The sequence below is a fragment of the Bradyrhizobium ferriligni genome, from assembly GCF_056837965.1.
In genome coordinates this window covers 1-24586 of record NZ_JBXEJO010000001.1, presented here as the reverse complement: position 1 = coordinate 24586, position 24586 = coordinate 1, and the positions used below count along the sequence as shown (strand labels likewise).

The 24586-nt window shown below is 65.7% G+C and carries 27 protein-coding genes; 13 read left to right on the top strand and 14 right to left on the bottom strand.

Annotated elements, in window-relative coordinates; translation table 11 throughout:
* Positions 1 to 15 precede the first annotated feature (15 nt).
* Together AC1VNY_RS00135 and mdcA are read right to left on the bottom strand one after the other, a co-directional pair.
* Entirely contained in the window at positions 16 to 1275 is a 1260-nt protein-coding gene (locus AC1VNY_RS00135) for a malonyl-CoA decarboxylase (protein WP_482403632.1), read from the bottom strand.
* Between the two features lie 12 nt (positions 1276 to 1287).
* Positions 1288 to 2943 (bottom strand): malonate decarboxylase subunit alpha, encoded by a 1656-nt coding sequence (mdcA, locus tag AC1VNY_RS00130; RefSeq protein WP_482403631.1) that lies wholly within the window; start codon positions 2941 to 2943, stop codon positions 1288 to 1290.
* Between the two features lie 78 nt (positions 2944 to 3021).
* Here mdcA and AC1VNY_RS00125 point away from each other — a divergent pair, with 78 nt between their 5' ends.
* The 7 genes from AC1VNY_RS00125 (at position 3022) to flbD (ending at position 9654) form a co-directional block, all read left to right on the top strand.
* Complete coding sequence (locus AC1VNY_RS00125; protein WP_482403630.1) at positions 3022 to 3882, top strand: LysR substrate-binding domain-containing protein; 861 nt, start codon at positions 3022 to 3024, stop codon at positions 3880 to 3882.
* A gap of 175 nt (positions 3883 to 4057) precedes the next feature.
* Positions 4058 to 4333 (top strand): CtrA inhibitor SciP, encoded by a 276-nt coding sequence (gene sciP, locus AC1VNY_RS00120; protein ID WP_002714638.1) that lies wholly within the window; start codon positions 4058 to 4060, stop codon positions 4331 to 4333.
* A gap of 174 nt (positions 4334 to 4507) precedes the next feature.
* Complete coding sequence (fliF, locus tag AC1VNY_RS00115) at positions 4508 to 6133, top strand: flagellar basal-body MS-ring/collar protein FliF (RefSeq protein WP_482403629.1); 1626 nt, start codon at positions 4508 to 4510, stop codon at positions 6131 to 6133.
* A 1-nt stretch (position 6134) separates the two neighbouring features.
* A complete protein-coding gene (fliG, locus tag AC1VNY_RS00110; RefSeq protein WP_018273552.1) occupies positions 6135 to 7220 on the top strand; it encodes a flagellar motor switch protein FliG in 1086 nt (361 codons plus the stop codon).
* Positions 7220 to 7843, top strand: a complete 624-nt coding sequence (locus AC1VNY_RS00105; protein ID WP_482403628.1) for a FliH/SctL family protein — start codon at positions 7220 to 7222, stop codon at positions 7841 to 7843. The genes fliG and AC1VNY_RS00105 overlap by 1 nt, the downstream gene beginning before the upstream one ends.
* Before the next feature lie 20 nt (positions 7844 to 7863).
* Complete coding sequence (gene fliN / locus AC1VNY_RS00100; RefSeq protein WP_016844340.1) at positions 7864 to 8214, top strand: flagellar motor switch protein FliN; 351 nt, start codon at positions 7864 to 7866, stop codon at positions 8212 to 8214.
* 54 nt (positions 8215 to 8268) lie between these two features.
* Entirely contained in the window at positions 8269 to 9654 is a 1386-nt protein-coding gene (flbD, locus tag AC1VNY_RS00095; RefSeq protein ID WP_304497118.1) for a sigma-54-dependent transcriptional regulator FlbD, read from the top strand.
* Positions 9655 to 9695: 41 nt separating this feature from the next.
* Here the strand turns inward: flbD and AC1VNY_RS00090 are convergent, their stop codons facing one another.
* Positions 9696 to 9851, bottom strand: coding sequence for a hypothetical protein (locus tag AC1VNY_RS00090; RefSeq protein WP_016844338.1), 156 nt, complete (start codon positions 9849 to 9851; stop codon positions 9696 to 9698).
* 169 nt (positions 9852 to 10020) lie between these two features.
* On the opposite strand from AC1VNY_RS00090, the gene AC1VNY_RS00085 reads away from it, so the two are divergent.
* On the top strand, positions 10021 to 10398 hold the full coding sequence (locus AC1VNY_RS00085) for a hypothetical protein (protein ID WP_016844337.1): 378 nt from the start codon (positions 10021 to 10023) through the stop codon (positions 10396 to 10398).
* Positions 10399 to 10424: 26 nt separating this feature from the next.
* On the opposite strand, the gene AC1VNY_RS00080 is transcribed toward AC1VNY_RS00085, so the two are convergent.
* The 7 genes from AC1VNY_RS00080 to AC1VNY_RS00050 form a co-directional block, all read right to left on the bottom strand.
* Positions 10425 to 11015 carry a flavin reductase family protein gene (locus AC1VNY_RS00080; protein ID WP_016844336.1) on the bottom strand — a complete coding sequence of 197 codons (591 nt, stop codon included), beginning with the start codon at positions 11013 to 11015 and terminating at the stop codon, positions 10425 to 10427.
* 7 nt (positions 11016 to 11022) lie between these two features.
* A complete protein-coding gene (locus tag AC1VNY_RS00075; RefSeq protein WP_482403764.1) occupies positions 11023 to 11862 on the bottom strand; it encodes an ATP-binding cassette domain-containing protein in 840 nt (279 codons plus the stop codon).
* A gap of 8 nt (positions 11863 to 11870) precedes the next feature.
* On the bottom strand, positions 11871 to 12641 hold the full coding sequence (locus tag AC1VNY_RS00070; RefSeq protein WP_482403763.1) for an ABC transporter permease subunit: 771 nt from the start codon (positions 12639 to 12641) through the stop codon (positions 11871 to 11873).
* 134 nt (positions 12642 to 12775) lie between these two features.
* Positions 12776 to 13957 carry an FMNH2-dependent alkanesulfonate monooxygenase gene (gene ssuD, locus AC1VNY_RS00065; RefSeq protein ID WP_482403627.1) on the bottom strand — a complete coding sequence of 394 codons (1182 nt, stop codon included), beginning with the start codon at positions 13955 to 13957 and terminating at the stop codon, positions 12776 to 12778.
* Entirely contained in the window at positions 13939 to 14892 is a 954-nt protein-coding gene (locus AC1VNY_RS00060) for a sulfonate ABC transporter substrate-binding protein (RefSeq protein WP_482403626.1), read from the bottom strand. Before AC1VNY_RS00060 ends, ssuD begins: the two co-directional genes overlap by 19 nt.
* A gap of 40 nt (positions 14893 to 14932) precedes the next feature.
* Positions 14933 to 15883: a sulfonate ABC transporter substrate-binding protein gene (locus AC1VNY_RS00055; RefSeq protein ID WP_482403625.1), complete on the bottom strand. Its 951-nt coding sequence runs from the start codon at positions 15881 to 15883 to the stop codon at positions 14933 to 14935.
* A 315-nt stretch (positions 15884 to 16198) separates the two neighbouring features.
* On the bottom strand, positions 16199 to 17404 hold the full coding sequence (locus AC1VNY_RS00050; protein ID WP_482403624.1) for an LLM class flavin-dependent oxidoreductase: 1206 nt from the start codon (positions 17402 to 17404) through the stop codon (positions 16199 to 16201).
* Between the two features lie 218 nt (positions 17405 to 17622).
* On the opposite strand from AC1VNY_RS00050, the gene AC1VNY_RS00045 reads away from it, so the two are divergent.
* From AC1VNY_RS00045 to AC1VNY_RS00025, 5 genes are all read left to right on the top strand, one after another.
* Complete coding sequence (locus AC1VNY_RS00045) at positions 17623 to 18732, top strand: ATP-dependent DNA helicase (protein ID WP_482403623.1); 1110 nt, start codon at positions 17623 to 17625, stop codon at positions 18730 to 18732.
* A 346-nt stretch (positions 18733 to 19078) separates the two neighbouring features.
* Positions 19079 to 19795: a peptide-methionine (S)-S-oxide reductase MsrA gene (gene msrA / locus AC1VNY_RS00040; protein WP_482403622.1), complete on the top strand. Its 717-nt coding sequence runs from the start codon at positions 19079 to 19081 to the stop codon at positions 19793 to 19795.
* Positions 19796 to 19816: 21 nt separating this feature from the next.
* Entirely contained in the window at positions 19817 to 20230 is a 414-nt protein-coding gene (gene msrB / locus AC1VNY_RS00035; protein WP_028343489.1) for a peptide-methionine (R)-S-oxide reductase MsrB, read from the top strand.
* 196 nt (positions 20231 to 20426) lie between these two features.
* Positions 20427 to 20591 carry a DUF3309 family protein gene (locus AC1VNY_RS00030; protein WP_016844323.1) on the top strand — a complete coding sequence of 55 codons (165 nt, stop codon included), beginning with the start codon at positions 20427 to 20429 and terminating at the stop codon, positions 20589 to 20591.
* 224 nt (positions 20592 to 20815) lie between these two features.
* Positions 20816 to 21106 (top strand): hypothetical protein, encoded by a 291-nt coding sequence (locus AC1VNY_RS00025; RefSeq protein ID WP_016844322.1) that lies wholly within the window; start codon positions 20816 to 20818, stop codon positions 21104 to 21106.
* 303 nt (positions 21107 to 21409) lie between these two features.
* Here AC1VNY_RS00025 and AC1VNY_RS00020 read toward each other — a convergent pair whose 3' ends face one another.
* The 4 genes from AC1VNY_RS00020 to AC1VNY_RS00005 form a co-directional block, all read right to left on the bottom strand.
* Entirely contained in the window at positions 21410 to 21970 is a 561-nt protein-coding gene (locus AC1VNY_RS00020; protein ID WP_482403621.1) for a DUF4112 domain-containing protein, read from the bottom strand.
* Between the two features lie 94 nt (positions 21971 to 22064).
* Positions 22065 to 22544, bottom strand: a complete 480-nt coding sequence (locus tag AC1VNY_RS00015) for a Crp/Fnr family transcriptional regulator (protein WP_482403620.1) — start codon at positions 22542 to 22544, stop codon at positions 22065 to 22067.
* Between the two features lie 263 nt (positions 22545 to 22807).
* Positions 22808 to 23242, bottom strand: a complete 435-nt coding sequence (locus AC1VNY_RS00010; RefSeq protein ID WP_038382276.1) for a DUF5413 family protein — start codon at positions 23240 to 23242, stop codon at positions 22808 to 22810.
* A gap of 197 nt (positions 23243 to 23439) precedes the next feature.
* Positions 23440 to 24586, bottom strand: a 1147-nt coding sequence (locus AC1VNY_RS00005) for a hypothetical protein (protein WP_482403619.1), incomplete at its 5' end; no start/stop codon positions are given.

Below are 24586 nucleotides of genomic sequence, written 5' to 3'. Positions count from 1 at the left end.
ATGGTGAGTTGAAAATCAGTGAAGCGCGTCCACCTGCGGTGAACGGACAATCTCTCCTACGCGCGCAAAGGCCTCGTGGTTACGCTCGATGCTGTCGTGATCGTAAAGATAGTTGACCATGATGCCGAAGGATTCCGCCATCGCACGATCGGCCGTGTTGCCGAGCCAGTTGATCCGCTCCAATCGGGCACCGTTGCCGAGATGGAAGCGCGCCACCGGATCGATGCGATTCCCGGACGCCGGCGAGCGCGTGAGATATTGCGCGCACAGCCTCATCAGGAGCGGACGCCAGGTCTCGCAGGTCGCCGCGTCGTGCCACCAGCCTTCTCGGTCCAGCTCGCGCAGCATCGCGACCTCATTGCCGCCGGATTGCGGCTGCTGGCTGAGCCAGCGCCGGAAGCCCGGTATCGGCGACAGCGTGGAGAAGCGCTTCAGCTGCGGGAATTCCGTTTGCAGCTCCTCGACCACCTGCTTGATCAGGAAGTTGCCGAACGACACGCCGCGCAATCCGTCCTGGCAGTTGGAGATCGAATAGAAGATCGCGGTGTCGGCATGCGCGGCCCTGAGGCCTGCGCTGTCTTGATCCGCATCCTGCACCAGCAGCGGCGGCACGGCGGTGGCCAGTCCCTGCACCAGCGCGACCTCGACGAAGATCAGCGGCTCGCCGGGCAGCGCGGGATGGAAGAAGGCAAAGCAGCGGCGGTCGGGCGCAAGGCGGCGGCGCAGATCGTCCCAGCCCTTGATCTCGTGCACCGCCTCATAGGCGATCAGCTTCTCGAGCACGGCGGCCGGCGACTGCCAGTCGATGCGGCGAAGCTCGAGGAAGCCGCGATTGAACCATGAGACGAACAGATGCTTGAGATCGGCATCGAGCAGCGTCAGCTCCGGTTCGGAGCCGAGACGGTTGGCGATCTCGCTGCGCATCGCGATCAGGCTCGCCGTGCCGCCGGGCGCCATGTTCATCCGCCGCAACACCTCCTGGCGCGGCGGATCGGCGGCGTCGGCCAAAGCGGCCGCGGCTGCCGCGGTGCTGTCGGCAAGATAACGCTTCGCCGCATCCTGCAGCGCCGCCGCGTCGGGCTGAAACGCGCTCGCCAGATAGCGTTGAAAGCCGTGCCGGCCGTCGGCATCGAGCGCGCGCATGGTCTGCTGCAATTGGCGCGCGATCAGGGCGCCCGACGCTTCGCCGCGCTCGGACAACAATGCCGCGGCGAGCTGCCTCGCTTGATCGAGCGAGGCCGGTGGGCCGCCTGGGATGTGCTCGGCGTGGGTCATGGAAGCCTCCTTCTAGCGGCGGAATTTGGCGGGCGGCGCGTAGAGGCCGCCCGATGCGGTGACGAGGTCGTCGATCGATTTCGCGGCGAGCCAGTCGCGCGTCGCCGTCGCGACGTCGAGGCCGAGATCGGACGGCAGCATCACGATGCCGCGGCGGCGCAGGCCGTCGGTCGTCCCGGCGTCCTGCCGCCGACCGAATTCGGTGTCGCCGGCGACCGCGCGCAAGGCGGCCTCGCGCTCCTGCGGCGAGCGGCAACGCAACAGGTTGCAGACGCCACGCTCGGTGATCACGTGGGTAACGTCGTCGCCATGGATCATGACGGGCGGCAGCGCGAAGCCGGCCGAGGCCGCGAGGTCGAACGCGTCCAGCCGCTCGACGAAGCTCGGCGCGCCGTTCGGCTGCCGGGTCTGGACCATCTGCACCACCAGCTTGCGGCCGCGCAGGCGCTCGCCTGCTTCCTCGCCGGCACGCAGCCAGGCAGCGCTGTCGTGGCGCCGGCCGCGCGGATCGGCGCCCATGTTCGGCGCGCCGCCGAAGCCGGTGATGCGGTCCTTGGTGGCGGTCGAGCTGTTGCCCTCCGGATCGATCTGCAAGGTGCCGCCGACGAACAGGTCGCAGGCATATTGTCCGGCGACCTGCGCCAGCGCGCGGTTGGAGCGCAGATTGCCGTCGGCGCCGACCGGAAACACGTCGGGACGGCTGGCGACATAGCGCTCCATGCCGAGCTCCGAGCCGAAGCAATAGACGTTGTCGACGAAGCCGGCTTCGATCGCGGGGATCAGCGTCGGATGCGGGTTGAGCACGAAATTCCGTGCGACCTTGCCCTTCAGCCCGCGCCCGGCGGCAAAGGTCGGCAGGATCAGCTCGATCGCCGCGGTGGCATAGCCGATGCCGTGATTGAGCCGTGTCACCTGATAAGGTTCGTACACCGCTGCGATCGCCATCATCGCCATCAGGACGTTCTCGTCCCTGACCTTGGCGGGATCGCGCGTGAACAGCGGATCGATCGCATACGGCTTCGGACCGGGCACCACGACATCGACCCAGTCGCCGGGGATATCGACGCGCGGCAGGCGATCGACGATCTCGTTGACCTGCGCCACGACGACGCCACCGCGGAACGCCGCGGCCTCGGCGATGGTCGGCGTGTCCTCGGTGTTCGGACCGGTGTACAGATTGCCGTCGCGATCGGCCTTGTCGGCCACGATGAGCGCAACCTGCGGCGTCAGATCCACCAGCATCCTCGCGTAAAGCTCGAGATAGGTATGGATCGCGCCGATCCGCAGCGCCTTGGCGGCGACGAGCTCGGCGAGGCGTCGGCTCTGCGGGCCGGCAAAGGCGAAGTCCAGGCGGTTGGCGATGCCGCGTTCGAACACCGCGAGATGATCGGGAAGCGCGAGCACCGACTGCACCATGTGCAGATCATGCACCCGCCCCGGGTTCACCCCGGCGAGGCACGCGGCCAGGAAGTCCGCCTGCTTCTGGTTGTCGCCCTCGAGCGCCACCCGGTCGCCGGATGCGATGACCGCCTCCAGCAGCTCGATCGCGCGGTCGGGCGGGCAGACCTTTCCACTCGTGCCGCAGACAGCTCGCGCACGCGCCAGGCGCGCCGTGCGATCGGTTCGTTGTGTCGTCTCCGACATGATGGCCTCTCCTTGCTTGATCATGAAGCGAAGGTAGGCGGCCGGCATTGATAACAGAAACGATATTCTATAATATGATTGATTATGAATATGGATTAATCGATGCTCGACCTCGAACTTTTGCGGGCCTTCGTCGCGGTCGCCGATTGCGGCGGCTTCCACCGCGCCGCCGAGCAATTGCATCTGACCCAGTCGACCATCAGCCAGCAGATCAAGCGGCTCGAGCTCGAGACCCGGCGGCCGCTGTTCCGGCGCACGACGCGCAGTGTCGCATTGACCGACGAAGGCGAGATGCTGCTCGGCGACGCGCGGCGTTTGCTGCAGCTCGAGGAGGCGGCGCGGCAGCGGCTGGTGGCGCCGCGGCTGTCCGGCTCGGTCCGTCTTGGCGTGGTCGAGGAAGTCGCCGGCGGCTCATTGCCGTCGGCGCTGGGCCGCTTCGCCGCGCTGCATCGCGGCGTCAAGCTCGAGGTGCAGATCGGCGTCAGCGCCGAATTGATCGAGCAGCTCGATGCGGGCCGGCTCGACCTGGTGTTCGCCAAGCGGCCGCTCGGAACGTCGAAAGGCCGCCTGGTGTGGCGCGAGCCGCTGGTGTGGACCGCGGCGGAAACGTTCGATCTCGTTCCCGGCGCGCCGCTGCCGCTGGCGCTGTACCGCGAACGCTCGGTGTCGCGCGACGCCGCGCTCTCCGCGCTGCGCGACGGTGAGCTCGGCTGGGAGATCGTCTATACCAGCCCGAGCCTGACCGGCGTCCGCGCCGCCGCCGTCGCCGGACTTGCCGTCACCCCGCTGCCGCTCAGCGCGGTCACCCCGGGCCTGCGCATTCTCGGAATCGGCGACGGCCTGCCGCCGCTTCCCGATCTGGAATTCGCCATCTACGAGAAAAGACGGCCGGACAAGGCCGCGGAGGCGCTCGCCGATGCCTTGCTGACGCTGGCGCGCGGTCCCCTGCGCCCCACGATCTGAGCACGCCGAACCCCAAATTGCGCCGCGCGCCGGTCTGCCTGCCGGCAGGCAACCCCCGCTGTTCCCGGCCGTTCCAACGAGATTCGTATTGAACGCTTGGGCTTAGGCAAATTTTAAACCGGGAGGCGTAGCTTACCCCTTGCGAGTTCAGTGGTTGAGAGTTTGTGAGTACGCCATGACAGAACCCCATCGCCCGAGGGTGAAATACGTCATCGGGCCTGACGGCAGCCCGTTAACGATTGCGGATTTGCCGGCCCCCGGTACCAAACGGTGGGTCATCCGCCGCAAGGCCGAAGTTGTCGCTGCGGTCCGCGGCGGCCTGCTCTCCCTCGAGGAGGCCTGCAGCCGCTACACATTGACCGTCGATGAATTCCTTTCCTGGCAGTTCTCGATCGACCAGCACGGTCTGGCCGGGCTGCGCACCACCCGCATCCAGCAATATCGGCAGTAATTCGGCGCCGATCCTGTGGCATTTGACGAAAACCGGCCTCGCCTTGCGAAGCCGGTTTTTTTCATGTCCGCGATTTTGCCGCGGTCCTTAACCTTCGTTAACCATATGGAAACCATACCCTAGGCAATATTTGCCCAGTCGGACCCGCGCGGGCCGAATCCCTGGGGGCCGTTGGTGCAAAGTCTGGTTGCTTTCCTGAGAGGTCTTGGTGCGGCCCGCCTCGCGGCCATGATTGCGGTCACCGCGGCCCTGATCGGCTTCTTCGCTTTCGTCATCATGCGCGTCACGACGCCACAGATGACCACCCTCTTCACCGACCTGTCGACCGAGGATTCCTCTGGAATCATCAAGGAGCTGGAGCGCCAGGCGATCCCGTTCGAGCTGCGCAATGACGGCGCTGTGATCATGGTGCCGAAGGACAAGGTGACGCGGCTCAGGATGAAGCTCGCCGAGGGCGGCATGCCCAAGGGCGGCGGCGTCGGCTACGAGATCTTCGACAAGTCGGATGCCTTGGGCACCACGAGCTTCGTCCAGAACATCAATCATCTGCGGGCGCTGGAGGGCGAGCTCGCCCGCACCATCCGTGCCATCGACCGCGTCCAGGCCGCGCGCGTCCACCTCGTGCTGCCGGAGAAGCCGCTGTTCTCGCGCGAGACGCCCGAACCATCAGCCTCGATCGTGCTCAGGGTGCGCGGCGCGCTGGAGCCGCAGCAGATCCGGGCGATCCGCCACGTCGTCGCCTCCGCGGTCAACGGGCTGAAGCCGCAGCGGGTCTCGATCGTCGACGAGGCCGGCCAATTGCTCGCCGACGGCGCCCAGTCCGATGCCGACGCCGCGGTCGGCGATGAGCGCCGCGCCGCCTTCGAGAAGCGGATGCGCAAGCAGGTCGAGGACATCGTCTCCTCGGTGGTCGGCGCCGGCCGCGCCCGCGTCCAGCTCTCCGCCGACTTCGACTACAACAAGATCACCCAGACCTCGGACAAGTTCGACCCCGAGGGTCGCGTGCTGCGCTCGACCCAGACCCGCGAGGAATCGAGCCTCACCGCCGACAATTCCGGCCAGGTCACCGTCGCCAACGAGCTGCCGGGCAGCCAGAACCAGGACAATGCCGCCCGCGCCCGCGACCAGAGCAAGAAGAGCGAAGAGACCAACAATTACGAGATTTCCCGCACCACCAAGACCGAGGTGACCGAGGCCGGCCGCGTCAACCGTATCTCGGTCGCGGTGCTGGTCGACGGCAGCTACTCCAAGAACGAAAAAGGCGAGCTGGTCTACCAGGACCGCACCAAGGAGCAGCTCGACCGCATCGCTGCCCTGGTCCGCTCCGCGATCGGCTTCGACCAGAAGCGCGGCGACCAGGTCGAGGTCGTCAACCTGCGCTTCGCCGAGCCGCCCGCCGCGCAGCCGATCGCCGAGCCGACCGGCCTGCTCGGCATGCTGCAATTCACCAAGGATGACGTGATGTACGTCATCGAGCTCGGAGTCATGATGATGCTCGGCCTGGTCGTGCTGTTCATGGTGGTCCGTCCACTGGTCAAGCGCATCGTGGCCGCCGACGTCATTCCGGCGCTGACCGGCGCGGGCATGCCCGCGCTGGCCGAAGCCCCCGAGAGCACCGGCACGCCCGGCCAGGCGCTGATCCCGAGCGGCAGCGGCGCGGCACAATTGATCGACGTCGCCCAGATCCAGGGCCAGGTCCATGCCCAGGCCGTGCACCGGGTCGGCGAGCTCGCCGAACGCAATCCGAACGAAACCGTCTCCATCGTCCGTCAATGGCTGAGCGAGCCGGTAGAGAACTGACATGGCCGCCGTACCCCAGACCACCAACGCCAACGACATCGCTACCGTCCTCTCGACGCTGGCGAACCGGCAAAGCGCCCGGCCCAAGGGCAAGCCGTTGCCAGGCCCGAAGCGCGCGGCGATCCTGATGCTCGCGCTCGGCGAGCAGTATGGCGGCAAGATCTGGTCGATGCTCGACGACGAGGAAGTCCGCGAGCTGTCGGTCCACATGTCGACCCTCGGCACCGTCGAGGCCGACGTGGTCGAGGACCTGATGCTGGAATTCGTCTCGCGGATGTCGGCCTCCGGCGCGCTGATGGGCAATTTCGACGCCACCGAGCGGCTGCTGCAGCAATACCTGCCGGCCGAGCGCGTCTCCGGCATCATGGACGAGATCCGCGGCCCGGCCGGCCGCAACATGTGGGAGAAGCTCTCCAACGTGCAGGAAGAGGTGCTCGCCAACTACCTCAAGAACGAATACCCGCAGACCATCGCCGTGGTGCTGTCGAAGCTGAAGCCGGAGCACGCCGCGCGCGTGCTCGCGATCCTGCCCGAGGACATCGCGCTCGACGTGGTCGGCCGCATGCTGCGGATGGAGGCGGTGCAGAAGGAAGTCATCGAGCGTGTCGAGCAGACGCTGCGCACCGAATTCATGTCGAACCTGTCGCAGACCCGCCGCCGCGACGCCCATGAGGTGATGGCCGAGATCTTCAACAATTTCGACCGCCAGACCGAAACCCGCTTCATCACCTCGCTGGAAGAGGAAAACCGCGAATCCGCCGAGCGCATCAAGGCGCTGATGTTCACCTTCGACGATTTGATCAAGCTCGATACCGCCTCGGCCCAGACGCTGATGCGCAACATCGACAAGGACAAGCTCGGCGTCGCGCTGAAGAGCGCCAACGAGGAGGTGCGCAGCTTCTTCCTCGGCAACATGTCCTCGCGTGCCGGCAAGATGCTGATGGACGACATGGCCGCGATGGGCCCGGTGCGGCTGCGCGATGTCGACGAGGCGCAGGCGCTTCTGGTCAACCTCGCCAAGGACCTCGCCGCCCGCGGCGAGATCACGCTGACCAAGAACCGCGCTGACGACGAGCTGGTGTACTGATGGCTGCGCCCGCAAAATTCCTGTTCGACACGGATTTCTCGGCGCCGGACCGCGCGCGCGAACGCGCGCCGACGCCGGCCGAGGTCGCACAGAAGGTCGCCGACGCCGAGGCGCGGGCCTATCGTGCCGGCTACGAGGCCGCGCTGCGCGAGGCCAAGGTCGAGAGCGAACGCCGCGCCGCGCAGGCGCTGGAGGAGATCGGCACCGCGATCAAGGGCATCGCGGCGCGCTTCGCCGGCATCGAGACGCGGATGGAGACCGAGGCGGTGGACGTCGCGGTGGCGGTCGCCCGCAAGCTTTGTTCCGAGCTGATAGCGCGCGAGCCGCTCGGCGAGATCACCGCGCTGGTCTCTAACTGCTTCTCGCATCTGGTGGCGACGCCGCATCTCGTGGTGCGCATCAATGACGCGCTCTACGAGGCGGCGCACGACAATATCGAGCGGATGGCGGCGCATTCCGGCTTTCAGGGCCGGCTGGTGATCCTGGCCGAGCCGACGATTGCGACCGGCGACTGCCGGATCGAATGGGCCGATGGCGGCGTCGTGCTGGAACGCGCCGCGATCGAAGGCAAGATCAACGAACTCGTCGGGCGCTATCTGGCGTCCCGCAGCCAGGCCGGCTGAAGGCGATTGAGGGCTGAACCATGAGCGACACCGACACCCAAGTCCCGCTTCCCGATCTCAACTCCGCCGAGGCGCCCGGGATCGACGACATCGGCTACAACGAGGATGAGCATGCCGCGCGCATCGCGGCCGATCTCGAGGCCGTGTTCGACGTGCCGGTGCAGGTCTCGGCGGTGCTCGGCCGCTCCAAGATGGACGTCGGCGACCTTTTGAAGCTCGGACCGGGCACCGTGCTCGAACTCGACCGCCGCGTCGGCGAAGCGATCGACATCTACGTCAACAACCGCCTGGTGGCGCGTGGCGAAGTGGTGCTGGTGGAAGACAAGCTCGGCGTGACCATGACCGAAATCATCAAGGCGGAACGCTCTTAATAACTCAAGCGGTAGCGCGCGGGACCTGCGCGACCAGACGAACAGGAGATCATCATGCGGCTTCTCATCGTTGGCACCCTGAAGGGCCAGCTCACGACCGCGACCAAGATCGCGATGGACAACGGCGCCTCCGTGACCCACGCCGAGGCCGCCGAACAGGCGATGAACGTGCTGCGCGGCGGCAAGGGCGCCGACCTCCTGCTGGTCGATGTCGGTCTCGACATCCGCGACCTCGTGATGCGGCTCGACGCCGAGCACATCCACGTGCCGATCGTCGCCTGCGGCATCTCCAACGACGCCCGCGCCGCGGTCGCCGCGATCCATGCCGGCGCCAAGGAATACATCCCGCTGCCGCCGGACCCCGAGCTGATCGCAGCGGTGCTGGCCGCGGTCGCCAACGACGCGCGCGATTTGATCTACCGCGACGAGGCGATGGGCCGGGTGATCAAGCTGGCGCAGCAGATCGCGGGCTCGGACGCCTCCGTCATGATCACCGGCGAGTCCGGCACCGGCAAGGAAGTGCTGGCGCGCTACGTCCATTCCCGCTCGGCCCGCGCCAAGCGGCCGTTCATCTCGATCAACTGCGCCGCGATCCCCGAGCACCTCCTGGAATCCGAGCTGTTCGGCCATGAGAAGGGCGCCTTCACCGGCGCGGTGGCGCGCCGCATCGGCAAGTTCGAGGAAGCGACCGGCGGCACGCTGCTGCTCGACGAAATCTCCGAGATGGACGTTCGGCTGCAGTCCAAGCTGCTGCGCGCGATCCAGGAGCGCGTGATCGACCGCGTCGGCGGCACCAGGCCGGTCCCGGTCGACATCCGTATCATCGCGACCTCGAACCGCAACCTCTCGGAGGCGGTGCGGGAAGGCACCTTCCGCGAGGACCTGCTGTTCCGCCTCAACGTCGTCAACCTGAAGATTCCGCCGCTGCGCGACCGCCCGGCCGACATCCTCGAGCTGGCGCAGCATTTCGCTAGGAAATATGCCGAGGCCAACGGCATGCCGGTCCGTCCGATCTCGACTGATGCCCGCCGCGTCCTGACCGCGAACCGCTGGCAGGGCAACGTCCGCGAGCTCGAGAACACCATCCATCGCTCGGTCCTGATGGCGCAGGGCGACGAGATCGGCGCTGAGGCGATCCTGACCCCCGACGGCGACCGCCTCGACCTCGCCAAGACCGCACCCGCGGTCGCGCACGCGACGCTTGCCGCCGAGCAGGTCACCCGCGCGCTGGTCGGCCGCACTGTCGCCGACGTCGAACGCGACCTCATCCTGGAAACCCTGAAGCACTGCCTCGGCAACCGCACCCATGCCGCCAACATCCTCGGCATCTCGATCCGCACGCTGCGCAACAAGCTGAACGAATATGCCGACGGCGGCATCCCGATCACCCCGGCCGGCAATGGCGCGCCCGATTATCAACGGATGGCGAACGCCGGCTGAGCACGGGAAGCGGCGGGATAAGTCCCGCCGTTTGCCTCGTCTCACGAATAGCTGGGCGCGTCGGGCTTGCGGAAGATCCGGATCGGATCGCCGGGCGTGATGTCGCGGCCGGTGAACGTCACATAGGCATAGAGCGCGAGATAGGCGACGGCAATCGCACCGACGAGATAGAACAGCCAGGTTCCCACGCGCTTCATCGAACCGTCACGTCTCCGAAATCTCGGGCGCTTTTAATGCGCGCGCCGGGAAAGCGCCACGGCCAACATGCCGCGCCGGCCTCGGCGCCGTTCATCCCTTGAATCCGGGGAACAGTTGCCTTACACAATCTCCTATTGTTTTTACGTCCATTGACAACTGGAGAGTGATATGGCCCTCTACGCGCAGACCAGCGGCACCCTGTCCACGACCTCCGCGACTTTAACGCCGATGCAAGGCCTCAGCCTGACGATTCCGGAGGGCGTCGGCACCACCGCGATCATCACCCTTAACGTTCCGAATCCCTACGCCACGGGCAACGATATTCCGGGCGGCGTGTTCGGCGTCACCGTCAATGGCACGGTCTCGCCGGTCGTCGCAAGCTTCACCTATAACGAGACCCCGTCGAGCTTTGGCCGTATCCCGACCACGCTCGTCGTTGGCATTCCGCTGGCCAATGCAGCTCAGACCGTCCAGGCTGTATGGGCTGGCGTCCGCGGCAGCAATGTGATCATCGACAGCCCGGCATCGCTGAGCGCAGTTTTCTAAAGTCCGATCCGGATAAGCACGGCGCGCTAGCGCGGCCCTCGCACATGAACATGACGCGACGGCAGGCTGACCTCAGCCAGCCGTGCGGCGTCTTCCTCATGGTCGATCGCGACATACTCGCCGTGCCAATACGCCAGCGCGGCGGTACGCTCCGACGCAATCACGTCGAGCACGCGGCCGATGACGATCACGTGCGAATGCCGTTCGATGGTCTCCTCGACCTCGCAATCAACCGCGGCGAGCGCGCCGACCAGCAGCGGGACGCCCGACGCGCGCGTCGTCCACTCGGCCCCGGTGAAGCGGTCCGCGCCCTTCAGGCCGCCCTTGCCGGTGAAGCGCTCGGCGATGTCGCGCTGATCCGCGGCCAGGATGTTGACGCCGAACACGCCATGGCGCGCGATCAGCGGCCATGACGAGGCCGCGCGGTTGATGCTGACGATCAAGGACGGCGGCTCGACCGAGAGCGACGACACCGAGGTCACCGTCATTCCCGAAATATCCTTAGCCCGACCGGCCGTGATCACGCTGACGCCGCCGGTGAGGTGACGCATCGCGCCGCGGAATTCGGCGGCCGCAACCGCGGGCTCGATCGAAACATTGCGGACGACGGAATTCATGGCGACCTCACAGACTGTCTTCGCTGCCTTCGAGCAGATGCTTCAGGATCTCGCCCTCCAGCGCGGCGAGTTCGGCCGACCCGCGCCGGCGCGGCCGCGGCAGGTCGATCGCGGCATCCTCGGCGATGCGGCCGTCCTCGATGACCAGCACGCGGTCGGCGAGCGCGACCGCCTCGGCGACGTCATGCGTCACCAGGATCGCGGTGAAGCCCTGGTCGCGCCAGACCCGCTCCAGCAATTGCTGCATCGAGATCCGGGTCAGCGCGTCGAGTGCGCCGAGCGGTTCGTCGAACGCCAGCACGCGCGGCTGGCTGACCAGCGCCCGCGCCAGCGCCACGCGCTGCTTCTGCCCGCCCGAGAGCACCGACGGCCACTGGGTGCGCTTGTCGCCGAGGCCGACCTCGACCAGCGCGCGCTCGGCACGCGCCTGCGCATCAGCAGACGAGCGCTCGCGCCCCAGCCCGACCTCGACATTGGACAGCACCCGCGCCCAGGGCAGCAGCCGCGGCTCCTGGAACATGACGCGGACGTCCTGCGCCCGCAGCGGTTCGCCGAAGGCGATGCTTCCCGCCGTCGGCGCGTCGAGGCCGGCGATCAGACGCAGCAGCGTGCTCTTGCCGCAGCCGCTGCGGCCGACGATCGCGACGAACTGGCCGGCCGGGATGTGCAGGTCGATGCCGCGCAGCACCTCATTGTCGCCGAACGCCTTGCGCAGGCCGCGGATGGTCAGCGACAGGCCGCGGGCCGCGCCTTCCGGCACGCGCCGCAACTGCCGCGCCTTCGCGACGACCTCGGTGCGGTCGACCGGCTCGGCTTCAGCGGTTTCGAAACGAAGCGCTTCTTGCATTCTCATTCTCACTTCTTCTGGAAGGCGGGATGCCACGACAGGGTCAGCCGCTCCAGCGCCCGCGAGGCGCTGTCGGCGAGCTTGCCGAGCAAGGCGTAGATCAGGATCGAGAGCACGACGACGTCGATCAGCATGAACTCGCGCGCCTGCATCGCCATGTAGCCGAGGCCCGACGAGGCCGCGATGGTCTCCGCGACAATCAGGGTCAGCCACATGATGCCGAGCGCAAAGCGCAGGCCGACGAAGATCGAGGGCAGCGCGCCGGGGAAGATCACCCGGCGGAACAGCTCACCGTCGGTCATGCCGTAGATGCGGCCCATCTCGATCAGCTGCGGATCGACGGTGCGGATGCCGTGCAGCGTGTTGAGATAGATCGGGAAGAACACGCCGAGCGCCACCAAGAACAGCTTTGCCGACTCGTCGATGCCGAACCACAGGATAACCAGCGGGATCAGCGCCAGATGCGGAATGTTGCGCACCATCTGCAAGGTGGTGTCGGTGAGCTTTGCCGACAGCTGCGACAGCCCGTTGGCGAGGCCGAAGGCAAAGCCGATGCCGCCGCCGATCAAAAAGCCGATCGAGGCGCGCCAGAAGCTGACCCAGATGTTGCGGACCAGTTCGCCGGACAGCAGCAGCTTCCATCCCGCCACCGCGACGTCAGTCGGCGCCGGCAACACCCGCGAGGGCACGTAGCCGGTGACGCAGGCAAGCTGCCACACCAGCACGATCGCCAGCGGCACGATCCAGGGGATCAGACCGTCGACCTTTGGAAGTTTCAGGGCGCCGGAGCTGTTTCCGTTCCGATGGGATCGGAACGGAGCTCCAGATTTTTGTTTTGACGCGTTTTCTTCACGCGAACCGGCATCCACTTCGCTCGAAAACGCTTTGCGGCGCGGAAGACTGTCGATCAAGCTCATGATTGCGATGCCTGCTTCTGCGGACGGTAGTCGTTGCCGATGGTCTCACCGAACGGCCCGGTGTTGACGCGGATCGGCGTCACGTTGCCGCCTTGCGCCAGCGACAACAGCGGGAACACCAATTCGGCGAAGCGATAGGCTTCCTCGAGATGCGGGTAACCCGACATGATGAAGGTATCGACGCCGATCTCCTGATACTCCTTGATCCGCGCGGCGACGGTCTCGGGATCGCCGACCAGCGCGGTGCCGGCCCCGCCGCGCACCAGGCCGACGCCGGCCCACAGGTTCGGGCTGATCTCGAGCTTGTCGCGGCGGCCGCCATGCAGTTGCGCCATGCGCTGCTGGCCGACCGAATCCATCCGCGCAAAGATCTTTTGCGCGGCGGCCACCGTGTCGTCGGTGACGTACTGGATCAGTTCGTCGGCGGCGCGCCACGCCTCCGCATTGGTCTCGCGCACGATCACATGCAGGCGGATGCCGAACGAGAGCTTGCGGCCGCGCTGCGCCGCCACCGCCTTCACCTTGGCGATCTTCTCGGCGACCTGCGCCGGCGGCTCGCCCCAGGTCAGGTATTTGTCGACGGTGTCGACCGCGACGTCGATGCCAGCATCCGAGGAGCCGCCGAAATACAGCGGCGGCCGCGGCGACTGCACCGGATTGAACAGCAGGCGGCCGTCCTCGATCCGGATGTGCTCGCCTTCGACATTGACGGTCTTGCCCGCCAGGAGATCGCTGTAGACGTTGAGGAACTCGCGGGTCACCGCGTAGCGCTCGTCATGATCGAGGAAAATGCCGTCGCCCTTGTTCTCGATCGGATCGCCGCCGGTGACGACGTTGATCAGCAGGCGGCCGTTCGACAGCCGGTCCAGCGTTGCGGTCATGCGTGCGGCGACGCTCGGCGACTGCAGGCCGGGCCTCACCGCCACGAGATAGCGCAGGCGTTCGGTCCAGGGCGCGACGGCTGACGCCACCACCCAGGAATCCTCGCAGCTCCGCCCTGTCGGCAGCAGCACGCCGTAATAGCCGAGCTGGTCCGCGGCCTGCGCGATCTGGCGCAGATAATTGAAATTCACCTCGCGGCCGCCGATCGACGTGCCGAGATAGCGGCTGTCGCCGTGGGTCGGCAGGAACCAGAGGATGTTGGCGTTGGTTGGGGTGCTCACGTGCCCGGTCTCCATGCGACATCGGAAATCTTGATTTGTTTCGGGATCAGGCCGAGTGCGAAGAACGCGTCGGCGACCCGCTGCTGATCCGCGATGACGGCATCGGTGACCGGCTTGATGCCGTAGGCCTGCCGCTTCAATGCGACCTCGACCACCGGCACCGACAGGCCGATGCTCGGCGCCAGCTGCTCGGCGACGGCATGGATGTCGCCCTTGGCCCAGTCGTCGACCTCGCTCAGCTGCGCCAGCACGAGCTCGACGATCTTCGGATCGGCCTGCAGGAATTTCTTCGAGGCGAAGTAGAACTGATAGTTCGCGACGATGCCGGTGCCGTCGGCGACGGTGCGGGCGCCGGTCGCAGCTTCGGCCGCGGCCTGGAACGGATCCCAGATCACCCAGGCATCGACCGCGCCGCGCTCGAACGCCGCGCGTGCATCGGCCGGCGCCAGGAACACCGGCTCGATCTCGGAATATTTGACGCCGGCCTTCTCGAGCGCCTTCACCAAGAGATAGTGGACGTTGGAGCCCTTGTTCAGCGCGACCTTCTTGCCCTTCAGGTCGGCGACCGACTTGATCGCGCTGTCCTTCGGCACCAGGATCGCCTCGCCCTTCGGCGCCGGCGGTTCATACGCGACATACTGGATCGGCGCGCCGGCGGCCTGCGCGAAGATCGGCGGCGCCTCGCCGGTGTTGCCGAAATCGATCGCGCCGACATTGAGCGCCTCGAGCAGCGGCGGCCCGGACGGAAACTCGGTCCACACCACCTTGGTGCCGACCGCCTTCAGCTTTTCCTCGAGCGAGCCCTTGCTCTTGAGCAGCACCAGCTTGCCGTATTTCTGGTAACCGATGCGGACGACCTTCTCCTGGCCATAGGAGGCGCTGACGGTTGCGGCGACGATGCTGAGCGACAGCACCGCGCGGGCGACCCAGCGTCGGAATAAACGCGTCATGGGACTATCCTCTGCATTGAAATGACCAAACGCGCGCCGATCAGGTCTGGGGATTGCGCCAGACGATGTCGCGGATCGCGATCTGCTTCGGGATCAGGCCGAGCTTGAAGAAGCGGTCGGCGACGCCCTGCTGGGTCGCGATGATGTCGTCGGTCACGGGTCCGACAGAGAAGCCCGCCCGTTTCGCCGCGATGGTCTGGATATCGAGCGGCACGCCGGTGACGGCGGCCAGCGATTTGGCGACCTCATCGGGATGCGCCTGCGCCCATGCCGCGCTCGACGTCGTGACATCGACGATCTGCTGCAGGACCGCGCCGCGAGTGCGGGCGAAGTCGCGGTTGGCGATGTAGAACGAGTTGGTCTTGGTGATGTCGCGCGTCTTGACCAGAATGCGGCCGTTCTGCTTGGTCTCGGCGATCGCGAAATACGGATCCCAGATCGCCCAGGCATCGATACCGCCATTGGCGAAGGCCGGCCCGGCGTCCGGCGGCGTCAGATAGACCGGCGTGATGTCGTCATAGGTGAACCCGGCCTTCTCCAGCGTCTGGATCACGACGTTATGAGCGCTCGATCCCTTGGTGAAGCCGACGCGCTTGCCTTTGAGATCGGCGATTGAGGTGATCGCCGAATTCTGCGGCACCAGGATGCCGGAGCCGTTGATGATGGGCTGGGCCGCGGCATAGACGATGGCGGCACCCGCGGCCTGCGCGAAAATCGGCGGGGAATCGCCGACCGCGCCGTAATCGACGCTGCCGACATTCATCGCTTCCATCATCGGCGGGCCCGAGGAGAACTCGACCCATTTCACGCTGATGCCCTGCGGCTTGAAATGATTTTCCAAGGCCTCGCGCTGCCGCGTGATAACGAGCACGCCGTTCTTCTGGTAGCCGATACGAATTTCCTTCGCGTCCGCCTGCGCCTGCGCACCGCGTGACAGCGCAGCGGCGGCGGCTGTAACGAGCGACAGCTGGAGGAACTCACGACGCTTCATTCCAAAATTCTCCTGACGATCAAGCGCGCTATCGCGCTGCGCGATCATGCGATGTCAGGATGATGGGGCGCGCGAATGAAGCTGTCGAGCACCGCACAAAAATAGCGATGTCAGCACTTCGGTGCTGGCATCGCGCGTGCCGTTTCTTTTAAGGCACGGATCGCGCGTAGCGAATTATTTTCCTCACGGAAACGCGAGGTCGCTGTACAGAAGCGTTTTCGAGCGAAGTGGGTACCGGTTCGCGTGAAGAAAACGCGTCCAACAAGAATCTGGAATATCGGCTCTGTTTATCAGAGCCGGTGCTCCAGCAATCGATCAGCCGGCGGCGGCGGCTTTCGATCCGACATTGACCGCGAGTTTACCATAGCGGTCCGTGAACGCCTGGGTGTCGATCTCCTCGAGCTGGATCGAGCCGTCCAGCACGCCCTTCTTCCAGGCGTCGTGCTCGGGATCGTGCTGGAACTCCGGCATCACTTCCTTGGCGAACAGCTCGAGCGACTCGCAGATGTGCTCATGCGTGTTCTTGCCGGCCTGGTTGAGCAGGATCACCTGATCGATATGCGAGGAACGGAAGCGTCGCAGCTTCTTGCGCAAGGTCTCGGGCGAGCCGATCAGGCCGCCGCGCAGCGCGGCCTCCTGCGCCTCCGGATTGTCGCGCTTCCATTTGTTGTACTCATCCCACATGTTGACAGTGCCGGGCGCCGGCCGCTGCCGGTTCTGCGCCTGGCCGTAATAGCGCAGCGCGAACTGGAAGAAGGTCGCGCCGTCGGCGCGCCGGCGCGCTTCCTCGTCGGTCTTCGCGCACATGAAGAACGAGACCAGCGCCATGTTCGGATTGATCTCGTAGTCGGCGAGCTTGTTCAGCCGCTTGGTGATCGCGTTGTAATAGGCGTGCACCCAGGCATGCGCCGCCTCGGCGCTGACGAACTGAAAGCCGAGCGCGCCAAACCCGTTCTGCCCGGCGCGTTCGATGGTCGGCAATTGCGAGCACGCCATCCAGAGCGGCGGATGCGGCTTCTGCACCGGCTTCGGCACGACATTGCGCAGCGGGATATCGAAATAGTTGCCGTGATGCTCGGTGCCGACCTTGGTGAACATCGGGAAGATCGCCTGCACGGCTTCCTCGAACACCTCGCGCTTGGTCTCCATGTCGCGGCCGAACGGCGTCAGCTCGGTGATCGAGGCGCTCTCGCCCATGCCGAACTCGCAGCGGCCGTTGCTCAAGAGATCGAGCACCGCGACCCGCTCGGCGACGCGGGCGGGATGATTGGTGGTGAGCTGGAAGATGCCGTGGCCGAGCCGGATGCTCTTGGTGCGCTGGCTCGCGGCGGCAAGGAAGGATTCCGGCGCCGGCGAATGCGAATATTCCTCGAGGAAGTGGTGCTCCACGACCCAGGCGTAGTCGTAGGCGAGCCGGTCGGCGGTTTCCAGTTGCGTCAGCGCGTTCTGGTAGAGCCTGAGCTCGTCGCCGTCGTTCCAGGGGCGCGGCAATTGCAGCTCGTAAAAGATGCCGAATTTCATGGAGTCACTCCCAAGGTCGCTTCCTCGACCACGTGTCGTGGTCCCGACCGCTTGTTGTTTTGGAGCAGTCTAGTGGCGCCCCGGATCAAGTCTAGCCTCGGAGGCGAAACCCCAATTCCGCGCAGCGGGAGACGGCTTGATCGGAACGCATGAATGTTTAGCTTGTGCTGGCCTGAGTCGCGGCGCTATCGGTCGCGCGCTCACTCTTCCGAAAGCTCATGACCACCTTCACGCCGCATCAGGACACTGCGCTGAAAGCCGTCGCCGACTGGCTGAAGGCCAAGCCGGGCCAGAATGGCACGCCGCCGGTGTTCCGCCTGTTCGGCTATGCCGGAACCGGCAAGACCACGCTCGCCCGCCACATCGCCGAAGGCGTCGACGGCGAGGTGAAGTTCGCGGCCTTCACCGGCAAGGCGGCGCTCGTCATGCGCAACAAGGGCTGCGACAGCGCCTCGACGATCCATTCCCTGATCTACCGCGCCCGCGAGTCCGGCGTCGAGCAGCCGAGCTTCGAGCTCTGGGACGACGCGCCGGCATCGAAGGCGAAGCTGATCGTGATCGACGAGTGCTCGATGGTCGATGCCGAGCTCGGCCGCGATTTGATGTCGTTCGACTGCCCGCTGCTGGTGCTCGGCGATCCCGCGCAATTGCCGCCGATCCAGGGCGGCGGCTTCTTCACCGATGCCGAGCCCGACGCGATGCTGACCGAGGTGCATCGCCAGGCGCAGGACGATCCGATCGTGCGGATGTCGATGGATATCCGCGAGGGCCGCGAGCTCGAGATCGGCCGCCACGGCGCGAGCGAGGTGGTGTCGCGCAAGGAGCTCGATCCGGACCGCGTGATGAGCGCCGACCAGGTGCTGGTCGGCCGCAACAACACCCGCCGCGCCTACAACATGCGGGTGCGGCAGCGGCAGAACATCGAGGATCCGCTGCCGGTTGCCGGCGACAAGCTGGTCTGCCTGCGCAACAACCGCAAGAAGGGCCTGTTCAACGGCGGGCTGTGGCGGGTCAAGGCGCGCGCGCAGTCGAAATCCAAGATCATCACCATGCGCGTGATGCCGGACGAGGACTTCGGCTACAAGGTCACCAAGGTCTCGGTGCGCGGCGAATGCTTCGACGGCGGCGTCGAGGGCGTGCCGTGGGAGCAGCGCAAGCCCTATGACGAGTTCGACTACGGCTACGTGCTGACCGTGCACAAGTCGCAGGGCTCGCAATGGGACGACGTCGTGCTGTTCGACGAGAGCTTTGCGTTCCAGGACTCGCGCGCGCGGTGGCTCTACACGGGGATCACGCGGGCGGCGAAGCGGCTGAGTATCGTAGTTTGATCGTCCCGCCGGCGGCCCCAACCTTCAGCGTCGTCCTGGCGAAAGCCAGGACCCATTACCCCGGCTGCTTGTTGTTGCGGGACGCTGGGGCCACGATCCCGCCTAAAGTACATTTCGTGGTTATGGGTCCTGGCTTTCGCCAGGACGACGGGCGTGGAGAGGCCGCGGGCAAAAATCCATCACCGACATCCCTGAACCTCGCTGATTTCCCTCACGAAACCGTGTGGCCGGCGCCGTAACAAAACGCCCCCTCGCCCGTATTTTGAAGCGTCGGAGCCGCCGGCCTGATTGGCCAATAGCGGCTCCCGCTCTAGACTGGCCCCACTTGCGATCCCACGAGGAACCCATGCCCAAAAGCTCCCTCAGCCGCCTCTCGCTGTGCGCCGCCGCGATCGGCGCGCTGGCCGTCACAGCTTTTGCCGTTGCGCCCTCGCTTGCTGCCGAGGACGCCGTGATCATCCCGCCGCCGGCCGCGAGCGCGCCGGAAACCGGCATCAAGACCGCGGTGCTCGCCGGCGGCTGCTTCTGGGGTGTGCAAGGCGTGTTCCAGCACACCGCCGGCATCGTCAGCGCGGTGTCCGGCTACTCCGGCGGCAGCAAGGCAAACGCCGATTACGAGAAGGTCTCGACCGGCACGACCGGCCATGCGGAATCGGTCGAGATCAAGTACGACCCGCAGAAGATCTCCTACGGCAAGATCCTGCAGATCTTCTTCTCCGTCGTGCACGACCCGACCCAGCTGAACCGGCAGGGCCCGGATTCCGGCACGCAATATCGCTCGGCGATCTTCACCACCAGCGACGAGCAGAAGAAGGTCGCGGACGCCTATATCGCCCAGCTCAACGCGGCCAAGGTCTACAAGAAGCCGATCGTCACCAAGGTCGGCGCGCTGGAGGCGTTCTATCCGGCGGAGGGCTACCACCAGGACTATCTGACGCTGCACCCGAACCAGCCCTATATTGCCTATAACGACATCCCGAAGGTCGAGAACCTGAAGAAGATCTTCGCGGAGACTTACATCGAGAAGCCGACGCTGGTGGGCAGCACCAAGGTCACCAACTGAGCATCTCGCAAAGGAGGTTGAATGTCCGATACCAAGACCGACGGCAAGGTCCGCAAGAGCGAGGCCGAGTGGCGCAAGGAATTGACGCCGATGCAGTATGCCGTGCTGCGCGAGAAAGCGACCGAGCGGCCCTTCACCGGCGAATACGAGCATGATCCGCGCAAGGGCACCTATGTCTGCGCCGGCTGCGGGCAGACGCTGTTCGAGTCCGACCAGAAGTTCGATTCCGGTTGCGGCTGGCCGAGCTTCTCCAAGCCCTCGGTCGAGAGCCATGTCGACGAGGAGCGCGATATGAGCCACGGCATGATCCGCACCGAGGTGCTGTGCTCGAAATGCGACGGCCATCTCGGCCACGTCTTCAACGACGGCCCCGGCCCGACCGGCCTGCGCTACTGCATCAACTCGGCGGCGCTGAAGCTCGACGAGAAGAAGTAACGGCGCCCACCATGCCGCGCCCCACGCGACCAACAGGCCGGTCGCGTGGGGCTTTGTTTTGGCTCCGGCCCCCGGCAACATCCTCGTGATCGGCTGACGGCCTTAACGACTCGCAGGCCGGAATGTGCTTTGCTCGGTGTTCGCGGGGCCGTAGGCGTCTCGCCGTGCGGCTGCCGCCTGTTCTGAGGAGGGCGCCATGTCGCTTGGACTGATCCTCATCATCCTTTTGCTGATTATCCTGCTGGGCGGCTATAGCGGCCGAATCCGCGGCTATGGCTATGGCCTCGGCCACTCCGGAATGGGCCTTTTCGGGGTGATTTTGATCGTGGTCGCGATCCTGGCCTGGCTCGACAAGATTTGAGAGCCATAAGTCATTGAAACAAAATGACTTATCTGGCCGGTGCCCGTGCTATGCGCGGATTCAGCATGTGCCCTGTCAGGGGCTCGTCTGGGGTCGCATTTTTGTCAAAGAGGCCTATATTAGGGGTCGAAATGACATGTACGGCGCGCCGCCGATAATAGGCCGCCGTCCCCCAAAATCCCTTTCGCAACGCCAACTGAAAAGAACACAAGAGGTCGTCGACCATGCGTCCCCTGCGTCCGTTCAACTATAACACATCCGCCGAACTGTTCCCCGCCGCGATCCGCAAGAAGAAGCGGGCGGGTTTCGCCTACCGCCGTTTCGGCACCGCTGCCGAGGCCGTGCAGTTCGCGATGGAGCAGCTGCCGGCGGACTCGCTGAACGGCGCCTATCTCCAGGTCGAGGAAGCCCGTTTCGACCAGAACGGCATCCGCTCGCTCTATGAGAGCGAGGCCTTCCCGCTGCCGCGTCGTCCGCGCCCGGCCGCCAGCCAGACCGACGCTGACGCCGCATAAGCTTTCTGCTCTTCGCTCAACGAAAAGCCCTCGGATCGATCCGGGGGCTTTTGTTTTGGCGAGATGCGTTAAAGCATGATGAAGTTGGGCTGAGCTTGCGACCGCAACGATGCTGCGCTCCCTCTCCCGCTTGCGGGGGAGGGCTGGGGTGGGGGCTCTCGCCGCGAGTCGCATCGCGGAGAGAGCCCCCACCCGCCGCGCTCAGGCGCGCAAGAGCGCTGCCGAGCGCGTCGGCCTCCCCCGCAAGCGGGAGAGGCGAAGCGAGTGTGCGGCTCGACTGCTTCAACCAAAAATCATCATACTCTAGAACCGCGGCTGCTTGTCGAGCCAGCGCCGCAGCATCCGCACATTGCGGATATTGGCGCGGAACATCACGTCGAAGGCATCGCCCGCCACCGGCACCATGCCGATCACGCCGTCGACGGCGACGTTGGCGAGCATCCGCGCGGTGATGTGCCAGGGCGCGCCGAGCAAGCGGGCCTCGCGCACCAGCCACAGCGAGATCGCGGTGGTGATGATATCGCCGACCACGGGGATCAGGCCGATCAGCCCGTCGATGCCGTAGCGCACCTTGGTGCCCGGCACGATGAAGGCGACGTCGAGCAGCTTTGCGATCATCTCCAGCCGCGCCAGCCGCTGCTCGCGGGTCAGATTGCCGAACGGATTGGCGGTGGAGTTGCGGAAGTCGAACTGGAAGCCTTCCTGAAAGGCTCCCTGAAAACCTTGGAACTGCGGATGCAGCGGGCCGTCGGCGAGCTCGCGCCCGTCCTGGTCGATGACCTTGCTGCGCGCCTGCGCGCCGCCAAAAGGCGGCCGCGATCTCGCGGCGTGGGGCGTGAAGATGTCGTCCTCGGGCATGGCCATCACATGGTAACGCAGGCAGGCGGTTCAAGTTGCGTCACATTACCACTGTGTCACCTTCAAGGCCTGTCACCTCGAGGCTCTGCCGTGCTCGCCTTCAGTAGACGCCCTTGTTCATGGTTCTAAGGCGCTGCGCCAGCGTCCGCATGACCTTCAGGGCAAAATGCGGCGTCTGGCTCACGAGGAAGAGAAACTGCTTTTCCGAGACCGGGACGAGCTCGACATCCGTGAGCGCCGTGGCGGTTGCGCTCCTCGGCTCGTTGTCGATCAACGCCATCTCGCCAAAAATCGTGTCGGGCGCCAGGTCCGCCATGGTCTTGTTGCCGACCTGAATGCGCACATAGCCGCTCTTGATCACGAAGAGCTCGTTGGCCTGCTCGCCCTCGCGAAAGATCACGCCGCCGGCTCGGACCAGGCGCGTTTCGATACTGTTGCCCGTCAGAAGGCTGAAGCTTGCATCTGCCACTCGAAATTCCTTTCCCCGAATCCGGACGCAGATCCCGTACGTCCCGGTCGTCTGCAGCGACGGCTGAAATAAATGCGCGAACACAGAATAGAGCAGGCCCGGGATCGGCATCGCCACTGCCCCGGGCGGCCGCGGGTCGCGAGGACGACGCGGGCATGACATTGGGACTACGTTTGCGTGACGATGATATGACAGTTATGTGAAGCGCGCTGGCCCTCCGGCCATCTCGTGCGCTGACAAGACTACCGCAATGGGTGATCTATTCCGCGCCGTGCGTTGAGCGCGGCCCTGTCCGATCCCGATGCGATCATTCGCCGTTGGGCCAGACGTCGCCGGTCACGATTTCTGCTTTTCCCTTGGTAGTGAGTAGGCGCCTAGTGCTGCGAAGCCGGCTGCGCCGGCGCGTGCAGCTCTTCGGCATATTTGTGCGCCAGCCAGGACGTGATCACGCCCGGGATGAAGCCGACCATTCCGTACAGGATGAACTGCACCGCGCCGCTCTCGGAGCCGTGCGAGGCGTAGGTCAACGCCGCGCCAACGAACGCCACCGCGCCGACGAGCAGCATCCGCACCACCGGCGCGATCCGCTTCACATGCATCAGGATGTCGTCGATCGCACCGAACATCAGCGACGGCACGATGCCGAACAGATAATTGTATTGCAGCGACTTCACGAACACGACGAGCAGCTTGGTCACCTCGCCGCCACTGGTCTCGGTCCAGTAGCCGGACTGATAGGTGGTCATCAGCAGCAACAGGAAGCCGCCGATGAACGGCCCGATGGCTGCGAAGATCAGATAGCGTTTCATGGCGTCCCCTTGCCCGACGTCAGCCAAGTGTAACGCGGTCGCGCGACGGTTCTAGGGAAAAATCGAAAGCCGCGGCGATGTTCCGGAGCGCTGCGCGTCGAATGCGCTGCAACAGCCGCAGATCTTGCTGCGATACGGAATCGCCCGGACGAAGCCGGGCGATGACATGGCTGGCAACCGAGGCGAGAGCTAGGCCGCTACTCACCCCACGCGGCGAATGCCTCGTTGAAGGCGCGCTCGCCGGGGGCGCCCTTTTCGATCGCGATGATGGCGCGGCGCTGGTTGGTGTAGACCAGCGGCACGTCGAACCACGAGCGCTCCTTCAAGAGCTGCAGGTTGCGCGAGCGGTCGGCATCGACATTGGAGAGGCCGACCAGGAAGAAGCCGTCGGTGACCTTGACCGCGAGCCCGGCCAGCGGCGTGCCGCGCGCCTGCTCGTTCGACTTCATCAGGATGCCCGGTACGTTGCCGACGCCGCCATTGGCGAAGTCCTGCGGCAGGATGAAGGTCAATTCCGCGGTATGGCTCGCCGGCAGCGATGAATCGGTGTTGCGGCGGAACGACATCGTCATCTTGAACTTGCGATCGGGGATGTCGATGTCGGCGCGCACGGCGATGTCGGGCTTCTGGTTGCCCGATCCCTTGACCTGCTCGGTGCGCCAGACCACCGAACCGACATACTGCTTGCCCTTCGGATCGGACGGGTCCTCGTCATACAGCACCACGCGCTGCGCCACCGGGGCGACGGTCTCGCCCGACGACGAGGGCTGGCCGACGCGGTCGGTGATCTTCTTGCTCGCAGGCGTCGACGCGGCATCTTTCGGCGCCTCGACCGGGGCCGAGGATTTGAACAGGCTGCTGACAAGGGTCATGGCCTGCTGCCGGAACAGGATGCCGGTGCCGACCAGGATCAGCAGGATGCCGATCACGATCGCGGTCTTGAACGGGAACATCGACCCGACGCGCGGCGGCTTCTTCGGCTCGCGCTCGCCGTTGCCGGCCCGCGACCGCTGCGGCGGCGGACCCTGTGGCGGCTGCGGGGTGTAGCGCTCGGCCTCCTCGATCGACTCGTCGTAGGAATACGGCGCCTCCGGATCGCCGCCGCGATTCTCCAGGCTCGGCTCGAGCCGGTCGAATTCCGGCGAAGGCGACGGCACGTTGGCGTAGGTCTTGCGCGCGTTGCGGCTGGCTTGCGCCGCGGCACGGCCGAGATCGTCGGCATCGGCGGTGATGTCGCGGAAGCCGCGCACGCCCGGCGCGGCCGGCGGCACCGGCGGCGGCGCGCCTTCCGGACCGCGGCGGGGCGGGCCCGGCCGGGCCGGCGGCCGTCTCTTATACACATCT

Bases quoted from the DNA above. Each gene is read 5' to 3' on its own strand.
- AC1VNY_RS00135 (WP_482403632.1), bottom strand. From the start codon at position 1,275: ATGACCCACGCCGAGCACATCCCAGGCGGCCCACCGGCCTCGCTCGAT.
- mdcA (WP_482403631.1), bottom strand. From the start codon at position 2,943: ATGATCAAGCAAGGAGAGGCCATCATGTCGGAGACGACACAACGAACC.
- AC1VNY_RS00125 (WP_482403630.1), top strand. From the start codon at position 3,022: ATGCTCGACCTCGAACTTTTGCGGGCCTTCGTCGCGGTCGCCGATTGC.
- sciP (WP_002714638.1), top strand. From the start codon at position 4,058: ATGACAGAACCCCATCGCCCGAGGGTGAAATACGTCATCGGGCCTGAC.
- fliG (WP_018273552.1), top strand. From the start codon at position 6,135: ATGGCCGCCGTACCCCAGACCACCAACGCCAACGACATCGCTACCGTC.
- AC1VNY_RS00105 (WP_482403628.1), top strand. From the start codon at position 7,220: ATGGCTGCGCCCGCAAAATTCCTGTTCGACACGGATTTCTCGGCGCCG.
- fliN (WP_016844340.1), top strand. From the start codon at position 7,864: ATGAGCGACACCGACACCCAAGTCCCGCTTCCCGATCTCAACTCCGCC.
- flbD (WP_304497118.1), top strand. From the start codon at position 8,269: ATGCGGCTTCTCATCGTTGGCACCCTGAAGGGCCAGCTCACGACCGCG.
- AC1VNY_RS00090 (WP_016844338.1), bottom strand. From the start codon at position 9,851: ATGAAGCGCGTGGGAACCTGGCTGTTCTATCTCGTCGGTGCGATTGCC.
- AC1VNY_RS00085 (WP_016844337.1), top strand. From the start codon at position 10,021: ATGGCCCTCTACGCGCAGACCAGCGGCACCCTGTCCACGACCTCCGCG.
- AC1VNY_RS00080 (WP_016844336.1), bottom strand. From the start codon at position 11,015: ATGAATTCCGTCGTCCGCAATGTTTCGATCGAGCCCGCGGTTGCGGCC.
- AC1VNY_RS00075 (WP_482403764.1), bottom strand. From the start codon at position 11,862: ATGCAAGAAGCGCTTCGTTTCGAAACCGCTGAAGCCGAGCCGGTCGAC.
- ssuD (WP_482403627.1), bottom strand. From the start codon at position 13,957: ATGGAGACCGGGCACGTGAGCACCCCAACCAACGCCAACATCCTCTGG.
- AC1VNY_RS00060 (WP_482403626.1), bottom strand. From the start codon at position 14,892: ATGACGCGTTTATTCCGACGCTGGGTCGCCCGCGCGGTGCTGTCGCTC.
- AC1VNY_RS00055 (WP_482403625.1), bottom strand. From the start codon at position 15,883: ATGAAGCGTCGTGAGTTCCTCCAGCTGTCGCTCGTTACAGCCGCCGCC.
- AC1VNY_RS00050 (WP_482403624.1), bottom strand. From the start codon at position 17,404: ATGAAATTCGGCATCTTTTACGAGCTGCAATTGCCGCGCCCCTGGAAC.
- AC1VNY_RS00045 (WP_482403623.1), top strand. From the start codon at position 17,623: ATGACCACCTTCACGCCGCATCAGGACACTGCGCTGAAAGCCGTCGCC.
- msrA (WP_482403622.1), top strand. From the start codon at position 19,079: ATGCCCAAAAGCTCCCTCAGCCGCCTCTCGCTGTGCGCCGCCGCGATC.
- msrB (WP_028343489.1), top strand. From the start codon at position 19,817: ATGTCCGATACCAAGACCGACGGCAAGGTCCGCAAGAGCGAGGCCGAG.
- AC1VNY_RS00030 (WP_016844323.1), top strand. From the start codon at position 20,427: ATGTCGCTTGGACTGATCCTCATCATCCTTTTGCTGATTATCCTGCTG.
- AC1VNY_RS00025 (WP_016844322.1), top strand. From the start codon at position 20,816: ATGCGTCCCCTGCGTCCGTTCAACTATAACACATCCGCCGAACTGTTC.
- AC1VNY_RS00020 (WP_482403621.1), bottom strand. From the start codon at position 21,970: ATGGCCATGCCCGAGGACGACATCTTCACGCCCCACGCCGCGAGATCG.
- AC1VNY_RS00015 (WP_482403620.1), bottom strand. From the start codon at position 22,544: ATGCCGATCCCGGGCCTGCTCTATTCTGTGTTCGCGCATTTATTTCAG.
- AC1VNY_RS00010 (WP_038382276.1), bottom strand. From the start codon at position 23,242: ATGAAACGCTATCTGATCTTCGCAGCCATCGGGCCGTTCATCGGCGGC.